The sequence below is a fragment of the Celeribacter baekdonensis genome (assembly GCF_003047105.1).
In the GTDB taxonomy this organism is placed as follows: Bacteria; Pseudomonadota; Alphaproteobacteria; order Rhodobacterales; family Rhodobacteraceae; genus Celeribacter; species Celeribacter baekdonensis_B.
Map to the genome: position 1 here is coordinate 959,023 of NZ_CP028475.1, position 22,196 is coordinate 981,218.

The window sequence follows — 22,196 nt, forward strand, 5'->3', positions numbered from 1 at the left end:
ACCTATTTCAATCAAAAACGCCGCGTAGATAAAGATCTGCGCGGCGTTTTTACGTTTGAGGCGACTATTTTAGGGCGCTTTTCGCAACGCAAGCACCGCGTTCAACCCACCAAAGGCGAAAGCATTGGACAGAGCGACATCGACCGTCGCATCGCGCGCCTCATTGGGCACGACATCAAGGGCGCATTCGGGATCAGGCTCCTCATAGTTGATCGTCGGTGCGATGATCCCGTCTTTGAGCGCCATGATACAGGCCAAAAGTTCCACCGCGCCGGTGCCGCCAATCAGGTGGCCGTGCATGGATTTGGTTGAGGAAATCATGATGTTATCCGCATGGGCGCCAAGCGCGTCCGCCACAGCGGCACATTCGGTTTTGTCATTGGCCGCCGTGCCGGTGCCATGGGCGTTGATATAGCCGATCTCATCTTTGTTGAGCCGCGCATCGGTGATGGCCCCCGATATGGCCCGCGCCGCACCCTGTTTCGAGGGCATCACAATGTCGGAGGCATCCGACGTCATGGCAAAGCCGATCACCTCGGCCAAAATTTCGGCCCCGCGTTTTTGCGCATGTTCCATGTCTTCGAACACAAACACCGCAGCACCTTCGCCCTGCACCATGCCATTGCGGTTGAGCGAGAACGGCCGACAGGCGTCTTTCGACATCACCCGCAGCCCTTCCCAGGCCTTCACCCCGCCAAAACACAGCATCGACTCGGAGCCGCCGGTGATCATCGCGGTGGACATGCCACAGCGGATCATGTTGAACGCCTGCCCCATGGCGTGATTGGACGAAGCGCATGCGGTGGCAACCGTGTAACACGGGCCTTTGATGTTATATTCCATCGACACATGGCTACAGGCGGCGTTGTTCATCAACTTGGGCACAACAAAGGGATGCACCCGGTTTTTGCCCTCTTCGTAGACCATGCGGTAATTGTCGTCCTGGGTGGTCAGACCACCGCCAGAGGTGCCCAAAATCACCCCAGAGCGCAATGCCAATTCACCGACAAACTCAAGGCCGGATTGGCCAATCGCCTGTTGTGCGGCGACCAAAGTGAATTGGGTGAACCGGTCATAAAGCGCCATTTGTTGGCGGTTGAACTGGCCTTCGGCGTCCCATTCATGAATCTGACCGCCGATTTTGATCGCCAAACGGTCCACATCGCGGAAATTCAGATCGCCAATGCCACATTTTCCCTCTGCCATCGCGGCCAAGGTCGAAGGCACATCAAGGCCAAGCGCATTGACGGTCCCGGCGCCGGTAATGACAACCCGCTTCATGCTTTTTGGTCTTCGATCAGCCCTTGAACCGCTTTGACAATGGCGGCGACAGACGAAATATCGAAATCCGATTGGTCGGGTTCGTTGGCATTGAACGGCACGGTGATGTCAAAGGCCTCTTCGATGGCGAAAATGCTTTCGACCAGACCCAGGCTGTCGATCCCCAGCGCCTCAAGGGTTTGATCCATCGACACATCAGAAGGATCAAGCACCGCCTGCTCCGCGATGATTTCGATGATCTTTTCTTTCACATCCAATGCCATGTCGCTCTCCTCACCTTGCCCCGTATCCGTGTAAATGATCGGTTCCGCTCAGCTGCCAATCTGCGGCTGTCTGCGCACCGATTTAGTCTGAATTGCCCGGCTTTGAAACAGATTTTTGTGACAATTGCATATCGCCTGCGCCCCAAACCCCTGTTCCGTTACGCCAAATTCACCCGTCGCCGCGCAGTTTGCCGATCAACCGCGGCAAGCGTCGCAGGGCTTTATACATCTCAACATGGGTCTGCATCGCCACCGCCGGATAGCCCATCATCGCTTTGCCCTTGGGCACATTGGACAAAACCCCCGTGCCCGCGCCAATGATCGCGCCCGCGCCGATGGTCAGATTGTCTGCCGCCCCCGCCTGCCCGCCCATGACGCAGAAATCGCCAATGACGGTGGACCCGGCAATGCCGACCTGACCGCAGAGCAAACAATGCCGCCCGACCACAACATTGTGGCCAATGTGGACCTGGTTATCGAGTTTACAGCCATCACCGATCCGCGTGGCCCGGATCGTGCCTTGGTCAATTGTGACATTGGCCCCGAGTTCGACGTCATCACCGATCACCACAGAGCCGACCGAGGCAATGCGCATCCATGCCTGCCCGGCCGCCTCGACCGTCTCGCCCAAGCTTTCGCGGGCTTCTTCGACGGCGGATTTTTCTTGGGTGACAAAGGAAAACCCATCCGCGCCGATCACGCCGCCGGGTTGGGCAATCAAGCGGTCACCAATGGTCGCGCGCGCACCGATTTTGACGCCGGGATGGATCAAGGCGTCATCGCCAATCGTCACCCCTGCACCGATGGACACTTGCGCCGCGATCCGGGCGTTTTTGCCAATGCGTGCGCCCGCACCGATCACGGTCAGCGGGCCGATGGCCGCGCCAATGCCGATCTGCGCGCTTGGATCAATCACCGCCGTGGGATGCACGCCCGGAGCCAGTCCAAGGCCGGGATCGAAAGTTGCCGTCACGCCAGCCATTGCCAACCGTCCACGCGAGACCAGAATGGCGGCTTTTAGCCCGAAGCTCTGCCAATCTGCGCCCTGCCACAAGACGGCGGCAGAGGCGCGGCTCTGGGCCAGCGCGGGCGCGAATTTCGGGCTCATCGCCAGCGCCAGATCGCCCTCGCCCGCGTCCTGCGGCTCGGCGGCCTTGGAGACGATCACATCGCCCTGCCCCTCAAACGGTGCGCCAAGGCGGGCGGCAAGATCGGTGATGGTGATGGCGGTGCCGGGGATGGGATTACGCATGGGGCCTCCGAAAGATTGCTCTGATGGACATAAGCGCTTTACGTGGATTTGCAAAGCAAAGGGCGCCCAAAGATCAAACTAAGGACGCCCTAAAGCGTTACGCCATAAACCTGTTTCACGGGATTATGGCGCAACGCCCACACCATTGATATGTCTGGCAGCGTCACGCCTTTCCCCTGTCTCAGGTGAAAGGCGTGACGCTTTAAACCGATGAAAGTCTTGTCTCAGAGATCAGCCGCCAACCGCACGCAGTTGAACACCTTTTTTCTGAAGCGCGGCCCAGATCTTGGCATCGCGACCATAAATGTCGCGACGATACTCCATGCCGCCTTTCGGCAGGGTCACCGCGGTGCGATAGATCAGGTGAACCGGAACATGCTGTTCCAATTCAACAACGTTCTCAGCGCCCGTGGCCAAACGGGCTTTGAAAAAGCCTTCGGGGTCAGAGGTCTGTTTCGCCAACAGCGCATAGGCAAAATCGAACGGCTGTTGCAGGCGAATACAGCCATGCGAAAACGCGCGGACCTCGCGGCCAAACAGGCTCTTGGAGGGCGTGTCATGCAGGTAGATGTTGTATTTGTTCGGGAACATGAACTTCACCAACCCAAGCGCGTTGCCATCAGAGGGCGGTTGCTTGAGGTTAAACGGGAAGGTCTTGGTGGTGTATTGGCTAAAGTCGACATTGGCACGGCTCACCGTGCGGCCCCGGCTGTCAACAAGGCGCAAATGGCCTGCCGCATTCGGGTTCCGCTGCATCATTGGCAGGTATTCTTTAACCGCGATGGAGCGTGGCACGTTCCAGGTCGGGTTGATGACCATATGCTCCATTTCGTCGGAGAATTCCGGGCTACGACGGTCGCCGGTGTTCTGACCAATCACAGAACGGGTTTCAAAACTCACCTTACCATGATCAATGATCTTGGCGGTGAAATCGGTCAGGTTGACCCAGATATGGCGATCGCCGCGGTCAAAATTGGTCCAGCGTTCGCGCTCAAGTGCCACAAGGATCGAGGCCAAACGGTTTTCGGGACCGACGTTGATCTCTTCAATCGTCGCAGCCCCGGCCACCCCGTCCGGGCTCAACCCGTGTTGCATTTGAAACAGCTGAACCGCTTTTTGCAGGCTGGCATCATAGCTGGTTGCCGCCGAGCGCGGCAGATAGCCCATCGCCATCAACCGATTGCGCAAAATGATCACGCCATTGCCCGTTTGACCCGGCTCATATTTCGACCCGGGCACGGTCTGGCCCCAACCGCCCTGCCCCAAGACGCGCTCCAACTTGGCCTTTTCTTTCAAAAGCCGCGCATATTCCGGCGAGGTTGGTTCGAGTTTCCTCAAATAAGCCTGCGGCGATGATTTGACGAAATTGGTCAACACCGACAGGCCATCACGATAGGGCACCTGACGGACAATGCCGCTGTCGATGCGCGATGGGATCAACTGGCCGGTTTGGATGTCGCGGGCATAATCGAGAAACAATTGTGCCATCGCCACTTCGGCCCGCCCCAAATCGCGATCCGATGTGATGGCGCGAAGATTGGCCTCCAACAACGTCGTGTCATAGGGCGCAAGACCTTGGTTCGGAGCGGCCTGAACGGCGCGCAACAAGGCTTGGCGGCGGGCTTTGGCGCGTGACGAATTCTCTGCGAAAACAGGTTTGTACCCGGTTGCACGATAGAATTCCGACAGATCCTTTGAGCCAGACGCGGCCTCGGCAATGGATTGCATCAAGGCGCTGACCTGTTGCGCGTGCAAGGGCGCGGGCATCACCGAGATCACCGAGATCACCGACGCGGCAGTCAAGGACAGGGCGGTGGCCATCGCGACAGACCGCACGCCACGGCGCATATGGGCCATGCTCAAAGAGGGGGTGGAAAACCGGGGAAACGGGAAACGCGTCATGTCTGTCCTCGAACTTTTTCAGCAGTCAGTCGCAGGAAGATAGCGCAATTTCTTGACCGGTGTGAGGGGGAATGAACCGCCAATGCCCTCCTGTGCCCAAAGCACAACAGTCGAAGCCAAAGGGGAGCTAATCGTATTTTTCCCCTTATTTGACGTATTTTAGCGCAGAAATGCCACCGCCATCTCTGGACGTTTGGGCTTTCAAAACATGCGCCAACGCCTCGCCTCTGATCCCCCATTTTGGGCGCCAACAGGCAAATAAGTATGGTTCTCCTTACTGATTTGCGCAAAAACCCGCCGATTTCACCCCTTCCGCCCCCTTCGGTCGAATCCAAGGCTTGGCCCAAGAATCACATTGTGGCATAAGGCTTGCAGATCACTCATGAGGGGGTGATTTGGGTGTTTTTGACGTCACAAAGGATGATCAAACGGCGCTTCTTCTCGCTAAAATGTGATCGCGGTCGAACGATCCAGAGTGAAAAGGGGCGAGATTAAGTCTTAATTTTCTAGACTTCGTCTGATTTTGATCAAAGTGTCGGCAAAAAAATTGATTAAGAATGCCGCAAGAAGCGGCGCGTGACAACGAAAGCCGCGTGAGGCGGGAACAGATCAGCGACGGGACGCTTTGAGAGAATGACCAACACTGCATCAAGCGGATTAACGCGCCGAGGACTTTTGCGCGGTTTCGCAGCAATCACATTGAGTGCCACACCCGTTTACGCCAATGCCGCAGGCTTTCTGCGTGGCGCGGGTGACATTCGCCGCATCAATATGTATTCGGGTCGGACTGGCGAAAGCATCGACACGATTTATTGGATCGAGGGCGAATATATCCCTGAGGCCCTGAAGGAAGTCACCTATTTCTTCCGCGATTGGCGCAACTCCAAACTCAAAGCTGTTGATGCCCGTACAGTCGATATTCTGGCTGCGTCTCATGGTTTGATGGATGTGGACGAACCTTACATGCTCTTGTCGGGCTACCGCTCACCGGAAACCAACGCCATGTTGCGCTCGCGCTCCAAAGGCGTGGCTAAAAATTCCCTGCATATGCAAGCCCAAGCCGCTGATTTGCGCCTGAAATCACGTTCGATCCAACAAATGGCAGCCGCCGCAAAATCCTGTTCGGCTGGCGGCGTTGGCACCTATCGCGGCTCCAACTTTGTTCACATGGATTGCGGCCCGGTCCGCACGTGGAACGGCTAAGCACTCTGATTTTGACGAGGCGTGGGTGACGGCTCACGCCCTCACGATAGAAAAGGCCGCCCTTTGGCGGCTTTTTTCATGCGCGGACCTGAAACCCAAAGCCATCTGCGAAAGGCCTCTTCGCTTTTTTGACGCGCAATTCCTTCAGGTTTCCTCTGTCCTCTCAAAATTTCTTGTGAGAAGCGCGTGACAGTCCCTGCCCTCTGACGTCATAAGACGAAAAACAAAAGGACGGCACCGATGCATCGCCTCTCAGATAAAACTCGCGCCCTGTTGCGTCGGAGTGTGCCACTGATTTTGGGGCTGGTGTTGTTTGGCCTTGGCATCGCGGCGCTGTCGCATCTGTTGCATTCGGTCCATCCCAAGGATGTGATCGCACAGGCCCGCTCGATCCCACTGTCCACCTTGCTCTTGGCTGTCCTCTCAACCTTTGTCGGCTACGGCGCTTTGACGGGCTATGACTGGTGGGCGCTGCGCTTTGTCGATCGCCGGTTGCCACTGCGCGCCGTCGCCATGGGCAGTTTTTTGGGCTCGGCCTTTGGCAACACCGTTGGGGTCAGCATTGTTTCAGGCGGTGCCGTGCGCTATCGCATCTATGCCGCTTTGGGGCTGGACGCCTTTGAGGTCGCGACCGTCTCAACCTACATCGCCGTCTCGGTCGGCATGGGCCTGACCTTCATTGGCCTTGGTGCTTTGGCGCTGCATCCCGGTGTGATCGGAGGCACGATCTTGTCGCCCGATGTGATCCGCTGGGGCGCAACCGCTCTGCTCATTGTTGCGCTCGCGATTTTGATGACCCTCTCAATCGGTCGCAAAACCCTTAAAATCCGCCGCTTTGAAATCACCATGCCGCCGCCCGCCGCCATCCTTGGCCAGCTCGGCTTTAGCCTGATTGATGTTTTGGCCGCCGCCCTGTGTTTGTGGTTGCTGCTGCCCGAAGGTCGGCCCGATTTCACCACCTTCACCGCCATTTTTGCCGGTGCGATGATGTTGGGCGTGATCAGCCATGTGCCCGGTGGGATCGGGGTGTTTGAAACTGCGATCATCGCCGCCCTGCCCAATGAAGCCCCAGTCGGTCATATCGCCGCCGCCTTGTTGCTGTTTCGCGCGATCTATTACCTTTTGCCCTTCGCGCTGGCCTTTCTCATCGTCTCGCTCAACGAATTGCGCATCGCGGGCGGCGCGTTGTCGAAACTCTTCTCCGATCCCCGCGCCGATTTGCGCCCGGCCTATAACGCGCTTTCGGGCATCGTGCCCTCGCTCGTGGCCGTCACGGCCTTTGGCTACGGCGTGTTCCTGCTTGCGGTGGCGTTTGTGCCCTCTTTTCAAACCGGGGCTTTGAACGAAGGCGATCTGAGTGCTGCACTTTTGCTTGAAATCGGGGTGCTTGGCACCGCCGTGATGGGCGTCGTGTTGTTGATCCTGTCACATGCGCTGTTGCGGCGGGTGTCCGCGGCCTATTGGATGATGATCCTCACCATGGGGTTGGGCATCGTTGCCGCCGTATTCAATAATTTCGACTTTGAGAGCATGGATATTTTGGCCGTGGGTCTTTTGGCGATGCTGCCGTTTCGCCGCGCCTTTTATCGTCAGGCCAAATTGACCGATGGGGTGTTCACGCCCGCTTGGATCGTTTTGGTTCTGGCCTCCTTGCTGGGGATCGCGGCATTTTTCTTTTTCCTCCACCGCGCCACGCCCTATTCCTTGAGCCTGTGGACCGAGTTCTCCGCCAATGCCAACACGCCGCGCTCCTTGCGCGCGGGGGTTGCCGCCTCGACGCTGTTGCTGGTCTTTACTGTGATCCAAGCACTGCGCCCGGCCCATACCCACAAAGCGGACGCCGACCGCGATGGCTCGATCATTCGCACAAATGCAGTTTTGGCCACCTCTTCCGATCCGCAGGGATGTTTGGCACTTTCTGGCGACAAGCGATTGATGTTTTCGGACCAAAACCACGCCTATCTGATGTATGGCGTGCAACGGTCAGCCTGGGTGGCGCTTGGCGATCCGGTCGGCCCGGAGACTGAGGCGCATGATCTGGCTTGGACGTTTTTCGAACAGGCCCAACGCGCCAATGGCCGCCCCGTGTTTTACGAGGTCAGCGAGACCTATTTGCCCCTGTGGATTGAGATGGGTCTGTCGCTGCACAAGATCGGTGAAGAGGCCGTGGTGGTGTTGAAAGACTTCTCCTTGTCTGGCTCGAAATTCAAAACCATGCGCGCCGCCTACAACAAAAAACAGCGCGAAGGCTTGGTGCTTGAGATGCTGTCGCCGCCGCATTCTGACGCCGTTTTTGCCGAAATTGAGGCGATTTCCACCGCATGGCTTGGCGGCAAAACCGGCCGGGAAAAGGGGTTTTCGGTCGGGCGGTTTGACCGCGCCTATTTGGACCATTTCCCCTTGGCCGTGATCCGGCGCGAGGGGCGCATTGTCGCCTTTGCCAATGTCCTGGCCCCCGGCGACGGCAAACGCGTGGCAATTGATTTGATGCGCTATTTGCCCGCTGAGGCCTCCGGCATGATGGAATTTCTGTTCCTCTCGCTCATTGAGCATATGCGTGAGGCGGGGGCGGAAGAATTCAGCCTCGGCGTCGCGCCCCTCTCCGGCCTGTCACCGCGCCCCACCGCGCGAATGTGGAACAGCCTTGGGCGGATGATGTTTGAACATGGCGGCGCGTTTTACAATTTCGAGGGCCTGCGCAGCTTTAAACAAAAATTCCGCCCCGACTGGCGTCCGCGCTATATTGCTGTGCCGCCGGGCTATGCCCCGATGCGCGCAATGGCGAATGTGGCCTTGTTGATCTCCGGCGGCCCGCGCGGCTTGATCGGCAAATAAGGTTTGGCAAAGGGGTCAGTTGCTCTCGGTGTTTGAAAGAAAAAACACCTGTCGCTTGGCAGCGTCGCGTTTTTGGAGATTGGGGAATTCGGCCTCATGTCACGAAAGCGGTAGGCCAATTAAAATGGGGCAGGTGAGAGGAAAATTCTCGAACCAATCCGGCCTCAAGTAGCCGAAGGCGGTAGGCCAATTAAAAATGGTGCACCCGACTGGATTCGAACCAGTGGCCTCTGCCTTCGGAGCAAATACTGACTGGTTATCCGAAACATGCGATAAAGTTCGCCAAGGCGCGATAACACACTGAAACCGATTTACTTTTTCCCTGCCCGCCTCAGAAAATTCTATCCGTAAATACGCCGTGGCTTTCCCCCAAGTGCTTACGTGGTGCTTACGCGAGACGCACGGCCCTTCAGGAGGCGTCTGATGGCTAAAATCACGAAGAGGTTTGTCGAAAGCACGCAGATCAAGGGAAAGGATTACGTTGTATGGGACGATGACCTTCCCGGTTTTGGCCTGCGCGTGTTCGCATCGGGCAAACGCAGCTATGTGATCCAGTACCGAAGCGAAGGACGCTCTCGTCGCTACACGATCGGGCTCCACGGAATTTGGACTGCGGAGAGCGCGAGTCGGGAAGCGAGGATCCAAGTCGGGCGTGTTGCTCAGGGGGACAATCCGGCGGAAGAACGGCAGGTCGACCGCCAGGCGATCACCGTGAAGGAGCTTTGTGAGCGCTATATTGAAGCTCTCCATGCCGGCCTGATCCTTGGCAAACGTGGTCAACCGAAGAAGGCATCAACAACCGCCACGGACATCGGTCGTATCAACGGCCATATCATTCCTATCCTCTGGAAAAAGCGTGTACGCGATCTCATCAAACGCGTTCATCCAAAGCTTCGAACTCGTCGATGAGGGTGTTGAAGTTCTCAAGTGCTAGAGCCGACAATTTGGCTTCTGCGACGGCGTTCCGGATGTCCCTGCGAAACCGGGAGGCACCGACTGGAAGGACAACACCATATTCTCCCAGCAGACCGCGAATGTGGTTAATCAGTCCAGTTCGTTGCGTCATGAGCCGATCGCGAGTTCGATGAAGCATCTGCAAACCCTGTTGCTCCGTCGCCTTCACTGGTACAAATCGCATGGTCGAACGCAGAGCAGCCTCGTGGATCGCCTCGGCATCAACAGCATAATTCTTGGCACCTTTGACGAAGGGCGTGACGAAACGCAGATGTATAAGGCGCACAGGATATCCAATGGCTTCGATCCGGCGGCCCCAATGATGCGAACTGGCGCAGGCCTCTATGGTAACACAATCCGGAGAAAGCTCTTCGACTGCAGCCTCCAGCTTTAGTCGGCTCACCTTTATGGAAACCACTTCACCTTCATTGGTAATTCCGTGAATGTGAAAGGACTGCTCGCCCAAATCAATCGCAAGTAACTGCATTAGCTGAACTCCTCTCGTCTGCTATCATTGCCAGAACACTATCGGTTCGGGTGCAACGTGCGTCCATTCCATAAGATGAGACAGAAAACTGGAGCCAAACAAAGCCACGGTGAGAAGGTCGTCAAAGGCATCCGCCGCGCTACCCGCAAACAGTATTCCCCGAGGAGAAGATCTGGATCGTGCTGGACGGTATGAAGGGCGAGGATAGCACAGCTGAGATGTGCCGCCGTGACCAAATACTCAGTGCCTATCCGAATTATACGATAGAGTTCGCCAAGGCGCAATAACACACTGAAACTGATTTACTTTTCGCCTATTCGCCTCAGAAAATTCTATCCGTCAATACGCCGTGGGTTTCCGACAGAGCCGGGCATGGCACGGGCCATCCTCTGACCAGTCGGCTTCTGGGCGCCGACCGTGCCGGCCCGCTAACGGTCGCGGTGATACCCGGCATTGTCATTTGGGCGCGCAATGGCGTTCATCTGCCGCCTTTCCTGCAAGGGAACGATTGCAATCTGCGCCCCTTAAGATAAAAATTATTTCCTCCATAATACATTGTTGTCGAGATTTGCAGTTGTTCTCGATTGTCGTAGATATGTATAGGAGGCAACGGCCTTTCCGGCTTGCCAGCAGAAACATAAGGACTCGGTGATATCGTGCCTACAGCGCCTACAGAAAACCGGACGTCGAAAGCCTACAAGCTTTTGCGTCAGGAGATTTTGACCTGCCGCTTGAGGCCCGACCAGAAACTGGTGATTTCCGAACTTGTCTCAGAGATGGGGTTCAGCTTAGGTGCTGTGCGCGAGGCGCTGTCGCGCCTGACCTCTGAGGGGCTTGTCGTGCTCGAGACCAACAAGGGGTATCGCGTTGCGCCGATCACCAAGGAAGATCTCGAAGACCTGACCCGCACGCGAATCCTGATCGAAACCGAATGCCTGATGAACGCGATTGATAATGGCGATCTGAAATGGGAGGCGCAAATCGTCTCGACGCTTTTCGAATTGTCCAAAACCAGCCTGTGCAAGCCCGGCAGCACCAGCATCAATGAAGATTGGGCCACCATTCATGCCCGCTTTCACGAGGCACTGATAGCCGCCTGCGACAGCCCTTGGCTGCTGCGGTTGCGCGGCATGCTCTATACGCAATCGGAGCGCTATCGCAGCGTCTCCGTGCCGCTCGATCGCAAGAACCGGGACATCAACGCCGAACATCAGGCGATTGCGGATGCGACGATCGCTCGCGACAAGAGCGCGGCGGCCAGAGCGATGAAAGATCATCTCGCCCTGACGACGCAAATCTTGCTCGATGGAAATGTCACCGGCGATATGGCGCTGAACGACCGCTGAGCGTGCGCGAAGCACGGGCGATGGCGGAGCTTGTCCGATTACATTTCCAAAAGGATCGCGGCCGCGACGCACAGCAGCGCGCCGGCGAAAACCTTTTTGATCAGTGCTTCATCGAGCTGTCCGCTGATCCGCACTCCGAGCGGCGCCCCAAGCGCGGAGCCGGCTGCTAGCCCAACAAAGGCTGGCACATAGAGATAGCCGATGGCGAGGTTTCCGGGCAGATCGACGGGCTGAAGCGCGTAGACCACGGCGCCGAGGATCGAGACCGGCAGGCCGATCAGGGTCGAGGTTGCGACGGCTTTCGGCATCGGATGGCCACGGCTCGACAGGAAGGGCACCATGAAGACGCCGCCGCCCGCGCCGATCACGCTTGCGGCGAGCCCGATGGCGCCCCCGACCAGCCGGTAATGCCAGGGACCGGTCTGTGACGAGGCCGCTGCCCCCCCGGGCTTTCGGCCCCGCAACATGCGGATCGCGATATAGATCAGAAAGGCGCAGAACAGGACGCGGATCACCCCGCCGGGCAGGCGCGCTGCAAGGGAACTGCCAATGGCGATGCCGATGAGGCTCACGGGAATGGTGGTGCGCGCAACCTGCCAGATGACATTGCCTTTTCGATTGTGGCTGAGCACGGAGGAAACCGATCCGACGGAGACCACGGCCATAGAGGTTGCCAGCGCGATCAGAGGCACTGCCTCGCTGTCGAAGCCGAAGAGCGGCAGGCTGAAGATCAGCAGTGGCACAGTGACGAGCGCCATGCCGACGCCGATCAGCCCGAGCAGCACACCGCCGCATATGCCCGCGACGAAAAAGGCCAGTACAGGGCCGAGAAGATCCAGCATGTTTTCAATCCACCTTTCGCGTGACCGGGAAAATCGTCCATCCCGTTTTTTGTTCCAACAGCCCCCAAAGACCGACGCGTGAAATCAGCATCGTCACGATGGCTATCAGCCCCAGCACGATAAGATAGACCGCGCCCAGATCGGCGAGAAGTTCGCGGGTGATAAAGAATAGGATCGTTCCCAGCAACGCGCCTTCCAGTCGGCCGATGCCGCCGATGACCACGATAAAGATGATATAGACGGTCCAGTCGTTGACGTTAAAGGCGCTGTCCGGAGAAATCCGCAATTTCTGAAGAAAAATCACCGCGCCCAAGAGGCTGGTCACGGCGGCCACACCGACATAGATTAGGAATTTCGTTTTCCAAATGTCGATACCGAGCGAACCTGCCGCTAGGCTGTTGTCGCGAATGGCCATCAAGGCGAGCCCGGCTTTCGAACGCAAGAGCAGATAGGCGCCGATCAGTGTCCCCATCCCCATGCTCAACAACATCCAATAGATATAGGCCTCGCGATCAGGTCGGTTGGCGGCGATGGCTTTGACCGTCGCGACCGGAAGCGACATGCCCGCCCCGCCCCCGAGCTCGGGGATCATGCCAAAGCACAGACTGATGGTTTCGGCCGCCACCCAAGTGCCGATGGCGAAATATGCGCCGTTCAGACGGAACAGCAAAGGCGCGAATATGGCGGCGACAAGCGCGCCGGCGAGCGGGGCGGTGAGCAGTGCGATATAGGGGGACAGGCCGATCTTGGCGCTGATCACGAACAGGGTATAGCCGCCGATCCCGACAAAGGCCTGTTGTCCGACGGACAAAAGCCCGGCATAGCCCGCCAGCAGGTTCCAGAGCACGGCGAGACCGAGAAAGCTGAAGAATTCGCCCATCAGCCGGATGTCCGAGCGGCTGGCCCACCAAGGGGCGGCGGCCAGAATGATCAGCGCGGCGACGAGCGCCAGAGCCAGGATGGCTTCGCTCGAGAGGAAAGGTTTAGGCTTTTTGCTCGTCATGTCTCAGTCCGCCTTTGGGAACAATCCGCGCGGGCGCAGCGCGAGGATCAGAAAGAATACCAGATGTCCGGTGATGACCTGAAAGCTGGGCGAGATCTGTGCGCCGAGCGATTGCGACACGCCCAAGACGATGCCGCCCAGCAAAGTGCCCCAGAGGCTTCCGAGCCCGCCGATGATCACTGCTTCGAAACCGTAGATCAGCCGGGCCGGACCGGAGAACGGATCGAAATTGGAGCGCATCCCCAGAAGAACCGCAGCCACCGCGACGATCATCAGCGACAGGGCCATGGCCATGCCGAAGACCTTGCGGGTGTTCAACCCGATGGCGCGCGCCATTTCCGCATCATCGGATGTCGCACGAAAGGCGCGTCCGGTGCGGGTTCTGGAAAAGAAAAACTCCAGTGCGAGGATCAGGATGATCGCGACCGCGAAGGTCAGGAGCGGCAACAGGCCCAGCGAGATGCCGAATATGCTGATGCTCTGGGTCTCGATCGTGCCGGCGGGCAAACGTCGGCTGTCCGCAGAGAATGCGGTCAAGAGGCCGTTTTGTAGGATAATCGAGAGGCCGAACGTGACCAGAAGCGGCGGCAAGAGATCATCGCTCAACGTCCTGTTGAGCACCAGAACCTGAAGATAATAGCCAAACACCCCCATGATCGGGATCACGAGGATCAGCGACAGAGCCGGATGGATGCCAAAGGCCGAAACCACGCCATAGGCGATATAGGCGGCAAAGACGATCAGATCGCCATGGGCAATATTCACCAGACGCATCACGCCGAAGATCAGCGACAGACCGGCGGCGAACAACGCATAGAGCCCGCCCAGAAGGATGCCCTGAAGAATGGGTTCATAGAGCGACATGTTTATTCTCCGAAATAGGCGACGGTGAGGTCGTGCTGGCTGAAGTCATCCGCCCGGCCGCGCAAAACGACACGGCCTTCGCGCATGCAGATCAGATCGTCGGCGAGCGATTTGGCGCGGGTGACATCCTGTTCGACGAGAATGCCGCTAATGCCACTCGCCGTGATTTCCGGCATCGCCTGATAGACATCTCCGACGACGATCGGCGCGAGGCCGAGTGAGATTTCGTCGAACAGGACCACTTCGGGATTGGCGACCAGTGCCCGGCCGATGGCGACCATTTGTTGCTGTCCCCCGGACAGGGCCTGCGAGGGGATATTGCGCTTTTCGCCGAGGATCGGGAAAAGCTCCATCACCCGTGTCACGGTCCAGTCGCCCTTGCGACCGTAATCCGCACAGATCCGCAGGTTTTCCTCGACCGAGAGCGAGCGGAACAGACGGCGGCCTTCGGGCACCAGCGCCACGCCGAGCCGGGAGAAGGCGCTGGTCGGCAAATCGCCGACCGGTCTGCCCTTGAAATGGATCATCTCCCTGTCACGCGGCAACATGCCGAGGATGGATTTGAACAGGGTGCTCTTGCCGGCACCATTGGCCCCGACGAGCGCGAGAAGAGATTTCGGTTGCAGATCAAAGCTGACATCGAAAAGCGCCTGAAAGTCGCCATAGCCGGACGACAGGTTACGGACGGACAGAAGGGGCTCAGACATCGGCGCTCTCCGGTTCGAGACCGAGATAGATCGACGAGACCTCGGGGCTTTTCATGATCGTGTCCGGCTCGCCCTCGGCGATGAGTTCGCCAAAATCGAGAACGGCGATGCGGTCGACCACCGACAACAGCGCGTGCAGCACATGTTCGATCCAGACGATAGTGACGCCGCTCTCCTTGATATTGAGAATGAGCGTGATCAGATCGTGGCATTCCGCTTCGGTCAGCCCGCCGGCGATCTCATCGAGCAGGAGCATTCTGGGTCGTGTGGCAATCGCGCGGGCCAGTTCGAGCCTCTTGCGGTTGAGCAGGGTCAGAGAGCCGGCCTTGTCCTTGGCCAGATGCGCCAGCCCTGTCTGTTCAAGCGCGAGCCGCGCCGTCTCCCGCGCGCTTGTCTGCGAAATCCTCTGACCAAAGCAGGCGGCGACCAGAACATTCTCGAAAGTGGTCAATCCGGAAAACGGCTGCGGCACCTGAAACGAACGTCCGATGCCCAGATGACATCTCTGCCGAGCCTGCATGGCCGTTACGTTCTGATCAAAGAAATGCACCGTGCCGCCATTCGGGCGCACGGCGCCGGTGATCAGGTTAAAGAGCGTTGTCTTGCCCGCTCCATTCGGCCCGATGATGCCAAGCGCATCGCCTTCGTGAAGTCGGAGACTCACGTGTTTGGTGACCTGTAAGGCACCGTAGGATTTCGACAAATCCTGTACGTCCAATGCGATTTTCCGCTGTGACATTTCCCCTCCCAAGTCATGTCCACGATCTTTGGTATGGGCTTCAACAAACATATAATACACTACTAATCAAGAAATATATTATTTGTTGACGGATGAATTTTCCGCTGCTATCCCGAAAATACGAGGAGACCCCGATAACTCCGAACGACAGCGTCGGCGCGAGATAAGCGCACCGAGGACAGCGCTGCGCCCGGACCATGGGGACGCGCAGTCGAATGCGCTGCTTTTGGGAGGAAGCGATGACAAAGATGACATTTACACGCCGCTCCATGCTGCGGAACGGCATTGCCGCAAGCGCGGCTTTTGCGGCCCCGACCCTGATCGGCACCAAGGCGCGGGCCCAGGGCCGCGAGATCAAAATCGGCTTCGTCAGCCCCCGGACCGGCCCCGTCGCGGCCTTCGGCGCCTCTGACGATTATGTGCTCGACGGGGTGCGCGCGGCGATCACCGGCGGGATCGAGATCAACGGCACGGTGCATCCGGTGACGATCATCACCAAAGACAGTCAGTCGAACCCCAACCGCGCCGCCGAGGCCGCCTCAGAACTGATCCTCGAAGATGAGGTCGATTTGATGCTCGCCTCGTCCACCGCCGACACCACCAACCCTGTCGCAGATCAGTGCGAGTTGAACGAAGTGCCGTGCATTTCGACCGACACCCCGTGGGACGGGCATTTCTTTGGCCGTGGCGGCAATCCGGCCGAGGGGTTCACCTGGACCTATCATTTCTTCTGGGGCGCCTCCCAGATCGTCGATGCCTATACCTCGCTCTGGGATCAGCTCGACACCAATAAGAAAGTCGGCCTTTTGTGGTCCAACGACTCGGACGGTGTGCCTTTGTCTAATGAGACAACCGGCCTGCCGCCGCTGTTCCGGGCCAAAGGCTATGAGTTGGTCGACGCGGGTTTCCATGAGCCGCTGTCCGACGATTTCTCCGCCCAGATTTCCAAGTTGAAAGACGCGGGCGTCGATATCGTCTCCGGCGTGTTCCTTCCGCCCGATTTCACCACCTTCTGGGTGCAGGCCGCACAACAGAGCTTCAAACCCAAAGCCGTCACCGTCGCCAAGGCGCTGGTCTTCCCGACCTCTGTCGAGGCTCTGGGCGATCTCGGAAGCGGCGTCTCCACAGAGATTTGGTGGTCGCCGGGTCATCCCTATGCCTCCGGCCTGACCGGCCAAAGCTCCGCAGATTTTGCTCAGGGCTACATGGATCAAACCGGGCGTCAGTGGATTCAGCCGACGGGCTTCAAACACGCGCTTCTGGAGGTCGCAATCGACGTGCTCAAACGCACCAAGGATATCGACGACCCGGAGTCCATTCTGACCGCGATCACAGAGACCGATTACGACTCCATCGTGGGCAATGTGAACTGGGCCAACGGTCCGGTGAAAAACGCCACGACCACGCCAGTTGTGGGCGGCCAGTGGGTCGCGGGAGACACCTATCCCTACGATCTCAAGATTTGTGAAAACCAATATGCGCCCGAGGTGCAGGTCCAATCTGACTTCAAACCGCTCTGACCTATCGGGGCGCTCCGATGGGGCGCCCCATCCCCGATGGCGATCCGAGGATCGTCTCACTGAACCTACTCGATTTTGACGACTATGAGGTCCCTATGAAATTTCTGTCCTATTCTCTCAACGGCCAAGAGGGCCTTGCTGTCGAGGTCGACGGCACATTCCGCGGCCTCACCTCTGACGCCCCGAATTTCCCCGGCGACCTTCTGTCTCTCATCCGCGCCGGGAGCGATGCGATGGCCGAGGCAGGCGCGGTGCTCGCCAAGGGCGATGTGGTCGACACGGACGCCGTCACCTACCTGCCGCCGGTGTCGCAGCCCGAAAAAATCATCTGTGTCGGTCTCAACTACCGCGATCACTCCGCCGAGAGCGGGTTTGAGCAACCCGATTACCCCACCCTTTTCGGTCGCTTCAATTCGAGCCTGATCGGCCACGACGCGCCGATCCTGCGCCCGGCGATTTCCGAGGAACTCGATTACGAGGGTGAACTTGTCGCGATCATCGGCAAAGAGGCGCGGCATGTTTCAGAGGCGGACGCGCTTGACTATGTTGCGGGCTATTCGATCTTCAACGACGCCTCGATCCGGGATTATCAGTTCAAAGCCCCACAATGGACGCCGGGCAAAAACTTTGACGACACCGGTGCCTTCGGTCCTACGTTTGTCACCGCCGATGCGCTGCCCAAGGGCTGCCTCGGCCTGCGCCTGCAAACCCGCCTCAATGGCGAAGTCGTGCAAAGCGCGATGATCGACGAGATGGTCTTTTCGGTCGCCCAACAGATCGCGATCATCTCAGAATTCCTGACCCTGCGCCCCGGCGATGTCATTGTCACCGGCACGCCCTCCGGCGTCGGCCTCGCCCGCACCCCGAAACTCTGGATGAAAGACGGCGATGTCTGTGAGGTCGAAATCGACCAAATTGGCATTCTGAGCAACCCCATCAAGGACGCGTAACCCAAACGCACATTTCTGACAGGAGGAGGAAGAAATGACAGCAATTCGAGGAACCATCGGCGTCAACAAACGCCCCGGCGAATTGGGCGCGCATTCGCTCGACAGTTTCCGCATGGCCGTGCCGGACCTGACCGTGGCCGAGAAATTCTACACGGAATTCGGTCTTGAGGTTCGGGAGGAGGGCAATGGCCTTGGGCTTTATACCCATGGCAATTCGCACCGTTGGATGAGCCTGTCAGAAGGGCTGCGCAAAGAGCTTCAGGGCTTTACCTTTGGCGTGTTCGAAGAAGATTTCGAACCGATGAAAAAACGGATCGAAGCGCAGGGCGTCAAATTGATGGACGCCCCGCGCGGTCAGGAAAGCAACAGCATCTGGTTTGCCGACAACAACGGCCTGATGATCGAGATGAAGATTGCCGAAAAGACCTCGCTCGATGCCAAGGCGGATTTCGGCGGTATGGAAACCTCGGTTCCGGCCAATGAAGTCGGTTCCTGGAGCCGCCGCGCCAAACCACAAGTGAGCCCGATCCGCTTTGCGCATATGCTGGTGTTTACCCCCAGCGTGCCTCAGTCGATCGAGTTCTATAGCCGCGTCCTCGGCCTGCGCCTCTCGGACCGAACGGGCGACATCATTGCCTTCATGCACGGCATTCACGGGTGCGACCACCATATGATCGCATTCGTGGACTCCGGCGGCAAAGCGCCCGGCCTGCATCATTGCAGCTGGGACATGGGGTCGCTCAACGGCATCGGTCTCGCCGCACAGCAGATGGCGGATGCGGGATACACCGAAGGCTGGGGCCTTGGGCGTCACGTTCTCGGCTCGAACTACTTCCACTACATGAAAGACCCTTGGGGCAGCTGGGCGGAGTATTCGGCGGATATCGACTACATCTCGCTCGACAAGGACTGGGAGGCCAAAAACCATCCTGAAGAGGACGGGATTTATGTCTGGGGCCCGGAATTGCCCGAAGACTTCGTCCACAATTACGAAGCCGATCAGTAAGCGCCTACTGGCCCCGCTCTCACATTGAGGCCGGGGCTGACCCCAGGGAGGAAAATCCGTGAAAGAAACCGTTCTCAAATCCATTCTTTTCATGCTGCCGAAGCTTTTGAAACGCTCGGCGCGCAAATTTCCGGTGCAGGCCGAGCTGATAAAGCGGCACAATGCCACCGTTCAAATTCAGACCAAGGACGGCGCGATCGGCCGTTGGTATCGGTTCGAGAACGGCAAGCTCTCCACGAAAGCGGGTGTGTTGCCCGAGGTCGATCTGCGCATCATTTTCAAGGACGTGCCGACCGCCGTTCGCCTTTTGACTCCTCCCGTGGACCGGGGTGAGGCCACCCATGCGGCAAAGAATTTCCACATCCTCCAGATCGGCCCTGATCACATCGCACAGTGGTTTCACGCGATGATCAACAACATGGACAAGCTCGGCCTGCAATACGGCATGCCGATGCCTGACGGCTCGACCCGTTACACCACCAATGGCAATGGCGGCCCGACCTATGTCTATGTGAAGAATGGGAAAATCCTGCGGATCACACCGATTGACCTGCAACCCGAAGACGCCGAAAGCTACACGATCACGGCGCGCGGAAAAGAATTCAGGCCCAAGCGACGTGGCACGGTGAACCCGCACGCCCTAAGCCTCAAGAGCCAGATTTATTCCGACAAACGCATCCTCAAACCGATGAAACGGGTCGATTGGGACCCGAACGGCGAGCGCAATCCGCAGACCCGGGGCAAATCCGGCTATGTCGAGATTTCCTGGGACGAGGCGCTCGATCTCGTGGTCTCCGAAATTCAACGCCAGAACCGCAAATACGGCCCCGGCGCCATGGCGCTTTATTTCGGCTCGCATCACCAATGGGGCAATGTCGGCTATTACCTCTCCGCCCTTTTGCGGTTCGGCAATATGATCGGGTTCACCCGCATCCACCCCAACCCGGACAGCTGGGAAGGCTGGTATTGGGGCGCAACGCACCATTATGGCAACTCGGCCCGCGTCGGCATCCCGTCGTTCTATTCCACCGTCGAAGACGCGCTTCAGAACGCTGAACAGATCGTGTTTTGGTCCTCTGACCCGGAATCCACCAGCGGCTACGCCTCCGGCATGGAAGGCACGCAGCGACGGTTCTGGGCCAAGGAACTTGGCATCGACTTCATCCACATCGACCCGAACCTGAACCCGACCGCGCAGCTTTACGGCGGGCGCTGGATCGGCATCCGACCGGGCACGGATAGCGCGCTAGCTCATGCGATCATGAACGTCTGGATCAAGGAAGGGCTCTACGACAAGGACTACGTCGCGGCCCGCACCACCGGCTTTGACGAATGGCGCGCCTATATCCTCGGCGAAAGCGACGGCGTCGATAAAACCCCGGAATGGCAAGAAGAAGAGACCGGCGTGCCGGCCCATACCTGCCGTGCCCTCGCCCGGTCCTGGGGCAAGAAGAAAACCTATCTCGCCGCGGGCGGTCTCGGCGCGGGGTTTGGCGGCGCTTGCCGCAACGCGACCGGTGCTCAATGGGCGCGCAACATGATCCTGATGATGGCCATGCAGGGCTTGGGCAAACCGGGGATCAATTTCGGGAACCTGCAAATCGGCACGCCGATGGATCACAATTTCTACTTCCCCGGCTATGCCGAGGGCGGGATCTCCGGCGATCTGCAATTCAACGCCAACGCGGTGAACAATTATCAGCGCAACCCGCATGTGCTCTCGATGAACCCGGTGACCCAGATGATCCCGCGCCTCGCGCTCGCCGAAGCGATCCTTGAAGGCAAGGCCAAGGGCTTCATGTGGGACGGGTTCTCGATGGAGGCGCAGATGACGCCGTTCGAGTACCCGAAACCCGGCTATCCGCATATCCACATGATCTACCGCTATGGTTCGTCGACCTTTGGCACCATCGCCAATTCGGACCGGATGATCGACGCCTATCGCCATGAGAGCATCGACTGTGTCGTGAACCAGTCGATCTGGCGCGAGGGCGAGACTGAATTTGCCGATCTCATCCTGCCCGCCTGCACCAGCTTCGAACGCTGGGACATCAGCGAATGGGGCAACTCGGGCGGCTACATCCACCACAACACTGACCAGCTCAATCACCGCATGGTGGTGATGCAGCACAAATGTATCGAACCTCTGGGCGAGTCCAAATCCGACTACCAGATTTTCTTCGATATCCTGTCGCGTATGGGCAAAGGACAGCTTTTCTCAGAGACCTGCGATGAGTTGGATTGGGCGAAACGGATTTTCGACAGTTCCGACATCAAATATCACATGAAATGGAAAGACTTCGTCAAAAAGGGCTATTTCGTTGTGCCCGTCGAGAAACCCGAATGTCGTGATGCGGTGGCCTATCGCTGGTTCGCCAACGGCACACCCAAGGACCTGCCGGAGCCGCTCCCCCTGCCCTCACAGTTTGGCGAGCGCTTCCTCGAAGGGCTGGAAACCCAGTCCGGCAAGATCGAATTCCTGCCCAGCACGCTCAAACGCGCCGCGCCGAATGAGGAGCGCCCCGTGCTCAACCGCTATATCCCGGCCTGGGAGGGCCGTCAGACCAAGGACTTGTTCGAGCGTTTCCCGCTGCAACTGGTAACGACCCACCCGCGCTATTCGTTCCACACCTATAACGACGGTAAGGATTCGACCACCAACGACATCCCGGAACATCGGGTGAAGGTGGACGGCTATTATTACTGGGTGATGCGGATCGCACAGGGGGATGCGGAGACCCGCGGCATCCGACAGCACGATCTGATCCGCGTCTATAACGAACGCGGCAGCGTGATCTGCGTCGCCGATGTCACGCCGCTGATGGCGCCGGGCACCTGCAAGGCCTACGAATCCTGCGCCGAGCTTGATCTCATCGAACACCCGGTCTTCGGCCGGGTCGATCGTGGCGGTGCGCTCAACCTGCTGACCCCACCGCGGGTGCAGACCAAGGGCACCTCCGGCATGGGCACCAACAGCTGCCTGATCGAGTTTGAAAAATGGACCGACACCGCCGCCTTTGGCATCGCGGCGGAATGAGGATG

Annotated in this window: 18 protein-coding genes; 8 read left to right on the forward strand and 10 right to left on the reverse strand. The window is 58.3% G+C overall.

Going from position 1 to position 22,196, the window contains the following annotated elements:
- Nucleotides 1-69 precede the first annotated feature (69 nt).
- From DA792_RS08195 to DA792_RS08210, 4 genes are all read right to left on the reverse strand, one after another.
- Nucleotides 70-1,281: a beta-ketoacyl-[acyl-carrier-protein] synthase family protein gene (locus DA792_RS08195; protein WP_107719524.1), complete on the reverse strand. Its 1,212-nt coding sequence runs from the start codon at nt 1,279-1,281 to the stop codon at nt 70-72.
- Nucleotides 1,278-1,544: an acyl carrier protein gene (locus DA792_RS08200; protein ID WP_107719525.1), complete on the reverse strand. Its 267-nt coding sequence runs from the start codon at nt 1,542-1,544 to the stop codon at nt 1,278-1,280. The genes DA792_RS08195 and DA792_RS08200 overlap by 4 nt, the downstream gene beginning before the upstream one ends.
- Nucleotides 1,545-1,713: 169 nt before the next feature.
- A complete protein-coding gene (lpxD, locus tag DA792_RS08205; protein WP_107719526.1) occupies nt 1,714-2,796 on the reverse strand; it encodes a UDP-3-O-(3-hydroxymyristoyl)glucosamine N-acyltransferase in 1,083 nt (360 codons plus the stop codon).
- A 231-nt stretch (nt 2,797-3,027) separates the two neighbouring features.
- Nucleotides 3,028-4,698, reverse strand: coding sequence for a L,D-transpeptidase family protein (locus DA792_RS08210; protein WP_254679643.1), 1,671 nt, complete (start codon nt 4,696-4,698; stop codon nt 3,028-3,030).
- Between the two features lie 633 nt (nt 4,699-5,331).
- On the opposite strand from DA792_RS08210, the gene DA792_RS08215 reads away from it, so the two are divergent.
- From DA792_RS08215 to DA792_RS08225, 3 genes are all read left to right on the forward strand, one after another.
- Entirely contained in the window at nt 5,332-5,901 is a 570-nt protein-coding gene (locus DA792_RS08215) for a YcbK family protein (protein WP_107719527.1), read from the forward strand.
- A 240-nt stretch (nt 5,902-6,141) separates the two neighbouring features.
- Nucleotides 6,142-8,736: a bifunctional lysylphosphatidylglycerol flippase/synthetase MprF gene (gene mprF / locus DA792_RS08220; protein ID WP_107719528.1), complete on the forward strand. Its 2,595-nt coding sequence runs from the start codon at nt 6,142-6,144 to the stop codon at nt 8,734-8,736.
- Nucleotides 8,737-9,159: 423 nt separating this feature from the next.
- Nucleotides 9,160-9,645 carry an Arm DNA-binding domain-containing protein gene (locus DA792_RS08225; protein ID WP_107719529.1) on the forward strand — a complete coding sequence of 162 codons (486 nt, stop codon included), beginning with the start codon at nt 9,160-9,162 and terminating at the stop codon, nt 9,643-9,645.
- Here DA792_RS08225 and DA792_RS08230 read toward each other — a convergent pair.
- Entirely contained in the window at nt 9,608-10,177 is a 570-nt protein-coding gene (locus DA792_RS08230; protein WP_107719530.1) for an IS110 family transposase, read from the reverse strand. The two genes, DA792_RS08225 and DA792_RS08230, sit on opposite strands and share 38 nt — an antisense overlap.
- 656 nt (nt 10,178-10,833) lie before the next feature.
- On the opposite strand from DA792_RS08230, the gene DA792_RS08235 reads away from it, so the two are divergent.
- Nucleotides 10,834-11,523 (forward strand): GntR family transcriptional regulator, encoded by a 690-nt coding sequence (locus DA792_RS08235; protein WP_199908140.1) that lies wholly within the window; start codon nt 10,834-10,836, stop codon nt 11,521-11,523.
- Nucleotides 11,524-11,561: 38 nt separating this feature from the next.
- Here DA792_RS08235 and DA792_RS08240 read toward each other — a convergent pair whose 3' ends face one another.
- Genes DA792_RS08240 through DA792_RS08260 form a run of 5 tightly spaced genes read right to left on the reverse strand, consistent with a single transcriptional unit; the run spans nt 11,562 to nt 15,678 of the window.
- The gene (locus DA792_RS08240; RefSeq protein WP_107719531.1) at nt 11,562-12,365 is read right to left on the reverse strand and encodes a sulfite exporter TauE/SafE family protein; all 804 of its coding nucleotides are present in this window, start codon (nt 12,363-12,365) and stop codon (nt 11,562-11,564) included.
- Nucleotides 12,366-12,369: 4 nt separating this feature from the next.
- Nucleotides 12,370-13,368, reverse strand: coding sequence for a branched-chain amino acid ABC transporter permease (locus tag DA792_RS08245; RefSeq protein ID WP_107719532.1), 999 nt, complete (start codon nt 13,366-13,368; stop codon nt 12,370-12,372).
- A gap of 3 nt (nt 13,369-13,371) precedes the next feature.
- Nucleotides 13,372-14,232 carry a branched-chain amino acid ABC transporter permease gene (locus DA792_RS08250; RefSeq protein ID WP_107719533.1) on the reverse strand — a complete coding sequence of 287 codons (861 nt, stop codon included), beginning with the start codon at nt 14,230-14,232 and terminating at the stop codon, nt 13,372-13,374.
- Nucleotides 14,233-14,234: 2 nt separating this feature from the next.
- The gene (locus DA792_RS08255) at nt 14,235-14,939 is read right to left on the reverse strand and encodes an ABC transporter ATP-binding protein (protein WP_107719534.1); all 705 of its coding nucleotides are present in this window, start codon (nt 14,937-14,939) and stop codon (nt 14,235-14,237) included.
- Complete coding sequence (locus tag DA792_RS08260; RefSeq protein ID WP_107719535.1) at nt 14,932-15,678, reverse strand: ABC transporter ATP-binding protein; 747 nt, start codon at nt 15,676-15,678, stop codon at nt 14,932-14,934. Before DA792_RS08260 ends, DA792_RS08255 begins: the two co-directional genes overlap by 8 nt.
- Nucleotides 15,679-15,917: 239 nt before the next feature.
- Here DA792_RS08260 and DA792_RS08265 point away from each other — a divergent pair, with 239 nt between their 5' ends.
- From DA792_RS08265 to DA792_RS08280, 4 genes are read left to right on the forward strand one after another with little or no spacing between them, the layout of a single operon-like run.
- A complete protein-coding gene (locus DA792_RS08265; RefSeq protein ID WP_107722618.1) occupies nt 15,918-17,198 on the forward strand; it encodes an ABC transporter substrate-binding protein in 1,281 nt (426 codons plus the stop codon).
- Between the two features lie 17 nt (nt 17,199-17,215).
- Complete coding sequence (locus DA792_RS08270; protein ID WP_199908141.1) at nt 17,216-18,148, forward strand: fumarylacetoacetate hydrolase family protein; 933 nt, start codon at nt 17,216-17,218, stop codon at nt 18,146-18,148.
- Nucleotides 18,149-18,182: 34 nt separating this feature from the next.
- Complete coding sequence (locus DA792_RS08275) at nt 18,183-19,154, forward strand: VOC family protein (RefSeq protein ID WP_107719536.1); 972 nt, start codon at nt 18,183-18,185, stop codon at nt 19,152-19,154.
- 58 nt (nt 19,155-19,212) lie between these two features.
- On the forward strand, nt 19,213-22,191 hold the full coding sequence (locus tag DA792_RS08280) for a molybdopterin-dependent oxidoreductase (protein WP_107719537.1): 2,979 nt from the start codon (nt 19,213-19,215) through the stop codon (nt 22,189-22,191).
- Nucleotides 22,192-22,196 lie beyond the last annotated feature (5 nt).

What these genes read in the sequence shown, in the direction of transcription:
- DA792_RS08195 (WP_107719524.1), bottom strand. Translation starts at nt 1,281, where the DNA reads ATGAAGCGGGTTGTCATTACCGGCGCCGGGACCGTCAATGCGCTTGGC.
- DA792_RS08200 (WP_107719525.1), bottom strand. Translation starts at nt 1,544, where the DNA reads ATGGCATTGGATGTGAAAGAAAAGATCATCGAAATCATCGCGGAGCAG.
- lpxD (WP_107719526.1), bottom strand. Translation starts at nt 2,796, where the DNA reads ATGCGTAATCCCATCCCCGGCACCGCCATCACCATCACCGATCTTGCC.
- DA792_RS08210 (WP_254679643.1), bottom strand. Translation starts at nt 4,698, where the DNA reads ATGACGCGTTTCCCGTTTCCCCGGTTTTCCACCCCCTCTTTGAGCATG.
- DA792_RS08215 (WP_107719527.1), top strand. Translation starts at nt 5,332, where the DNA reads ATGACCAACACTGCATCAAGCGGATTAACGCGCCGAGGACTTTTGCGC.
- mprF (WP_107719528.1), top strand. Translation starts at nt 6,142, where the DNA reads ATGCATCGCCTCTCAGATAAAACTCGCGCCCTGTTGCGTCGGAGTGTG.
- DA792_RS08225 (WP_107719529.1), top strand. Translation starts at nt 9,160, where the DNA reads ATGGCTAAAATCACGAAGAGGTTTGTCGAAAGCACGCAGATCAAGGGA.
- DA792_RS08230 (WP_107719530.1), bottom strand. Translation starts at nt 10,177, where the DNA reads ATGCAGTTACTTGCGATTGATTTGGGCGAGCAGTCCTTTCACATTCAC.
- DA792_RS08240 (WP_107719531.1), bottom strand. Translation starts at nt 12,365, where the DNA reads ATGCTGGATCTTCTCGGCCCTGTACTGGCCTTTTTCGTCGCGGGCATA.
- DA792_RS08245 (WP_107719532.1), bottom strand. Translation starts at nt 13,368, where the DNA reads ATGACGAGCAAAAAGCCTAAACCTTTCCTCTCGAGCGAAGCCATCCTG.
- DA792_RS08250 (WP_107719533.1), bottom strand. Translation starts at nt 14,232, where the DNA reads ATGTCGCTCTATGAACCCATTCTTCAGGGCATCCTTCTGGGCGGGCTC.
- DA792_RS08255 (WP_107719534.1), bottom strand. Translation starts at nt 14,939, where the DNA reads ATGTCTGAGCCCCTTCTGTCCGTCCGTAACCTGTCGTCCGGCTATGGC.
- DA792_RS08260 (WP_107719535.1), bottom strand. Translation starts at nt 15,678, where the DNA reads ATGTCACAGCGGAAAATCGCATTGGACGTACAGGATTTGTCGAAATCC.
- DA792_RS08265 (WP_107722618.1), top strand. Translation starts at nt 15,918, where the DNA reads ATGACAAAGATGACATTTACACGCCGCTCCATGCTGCGGAACGGCATT.
- DA792_RS08270 (WP_199908141.1), top strand. Translation starts at nt 17,216, where the DNA reads ATGGGGCGCCCCATCCCCGATGGCGATCCGAGGATCGTCTCACTGAAC.
- DA792_RS08275 (WP_107719536.1), top strand. Translation starts at nt 18,183, where the DNA reads ATGACAGCAATTCGAGGAACCATCGGCGTCAACAAACGCCCCGGCGAA.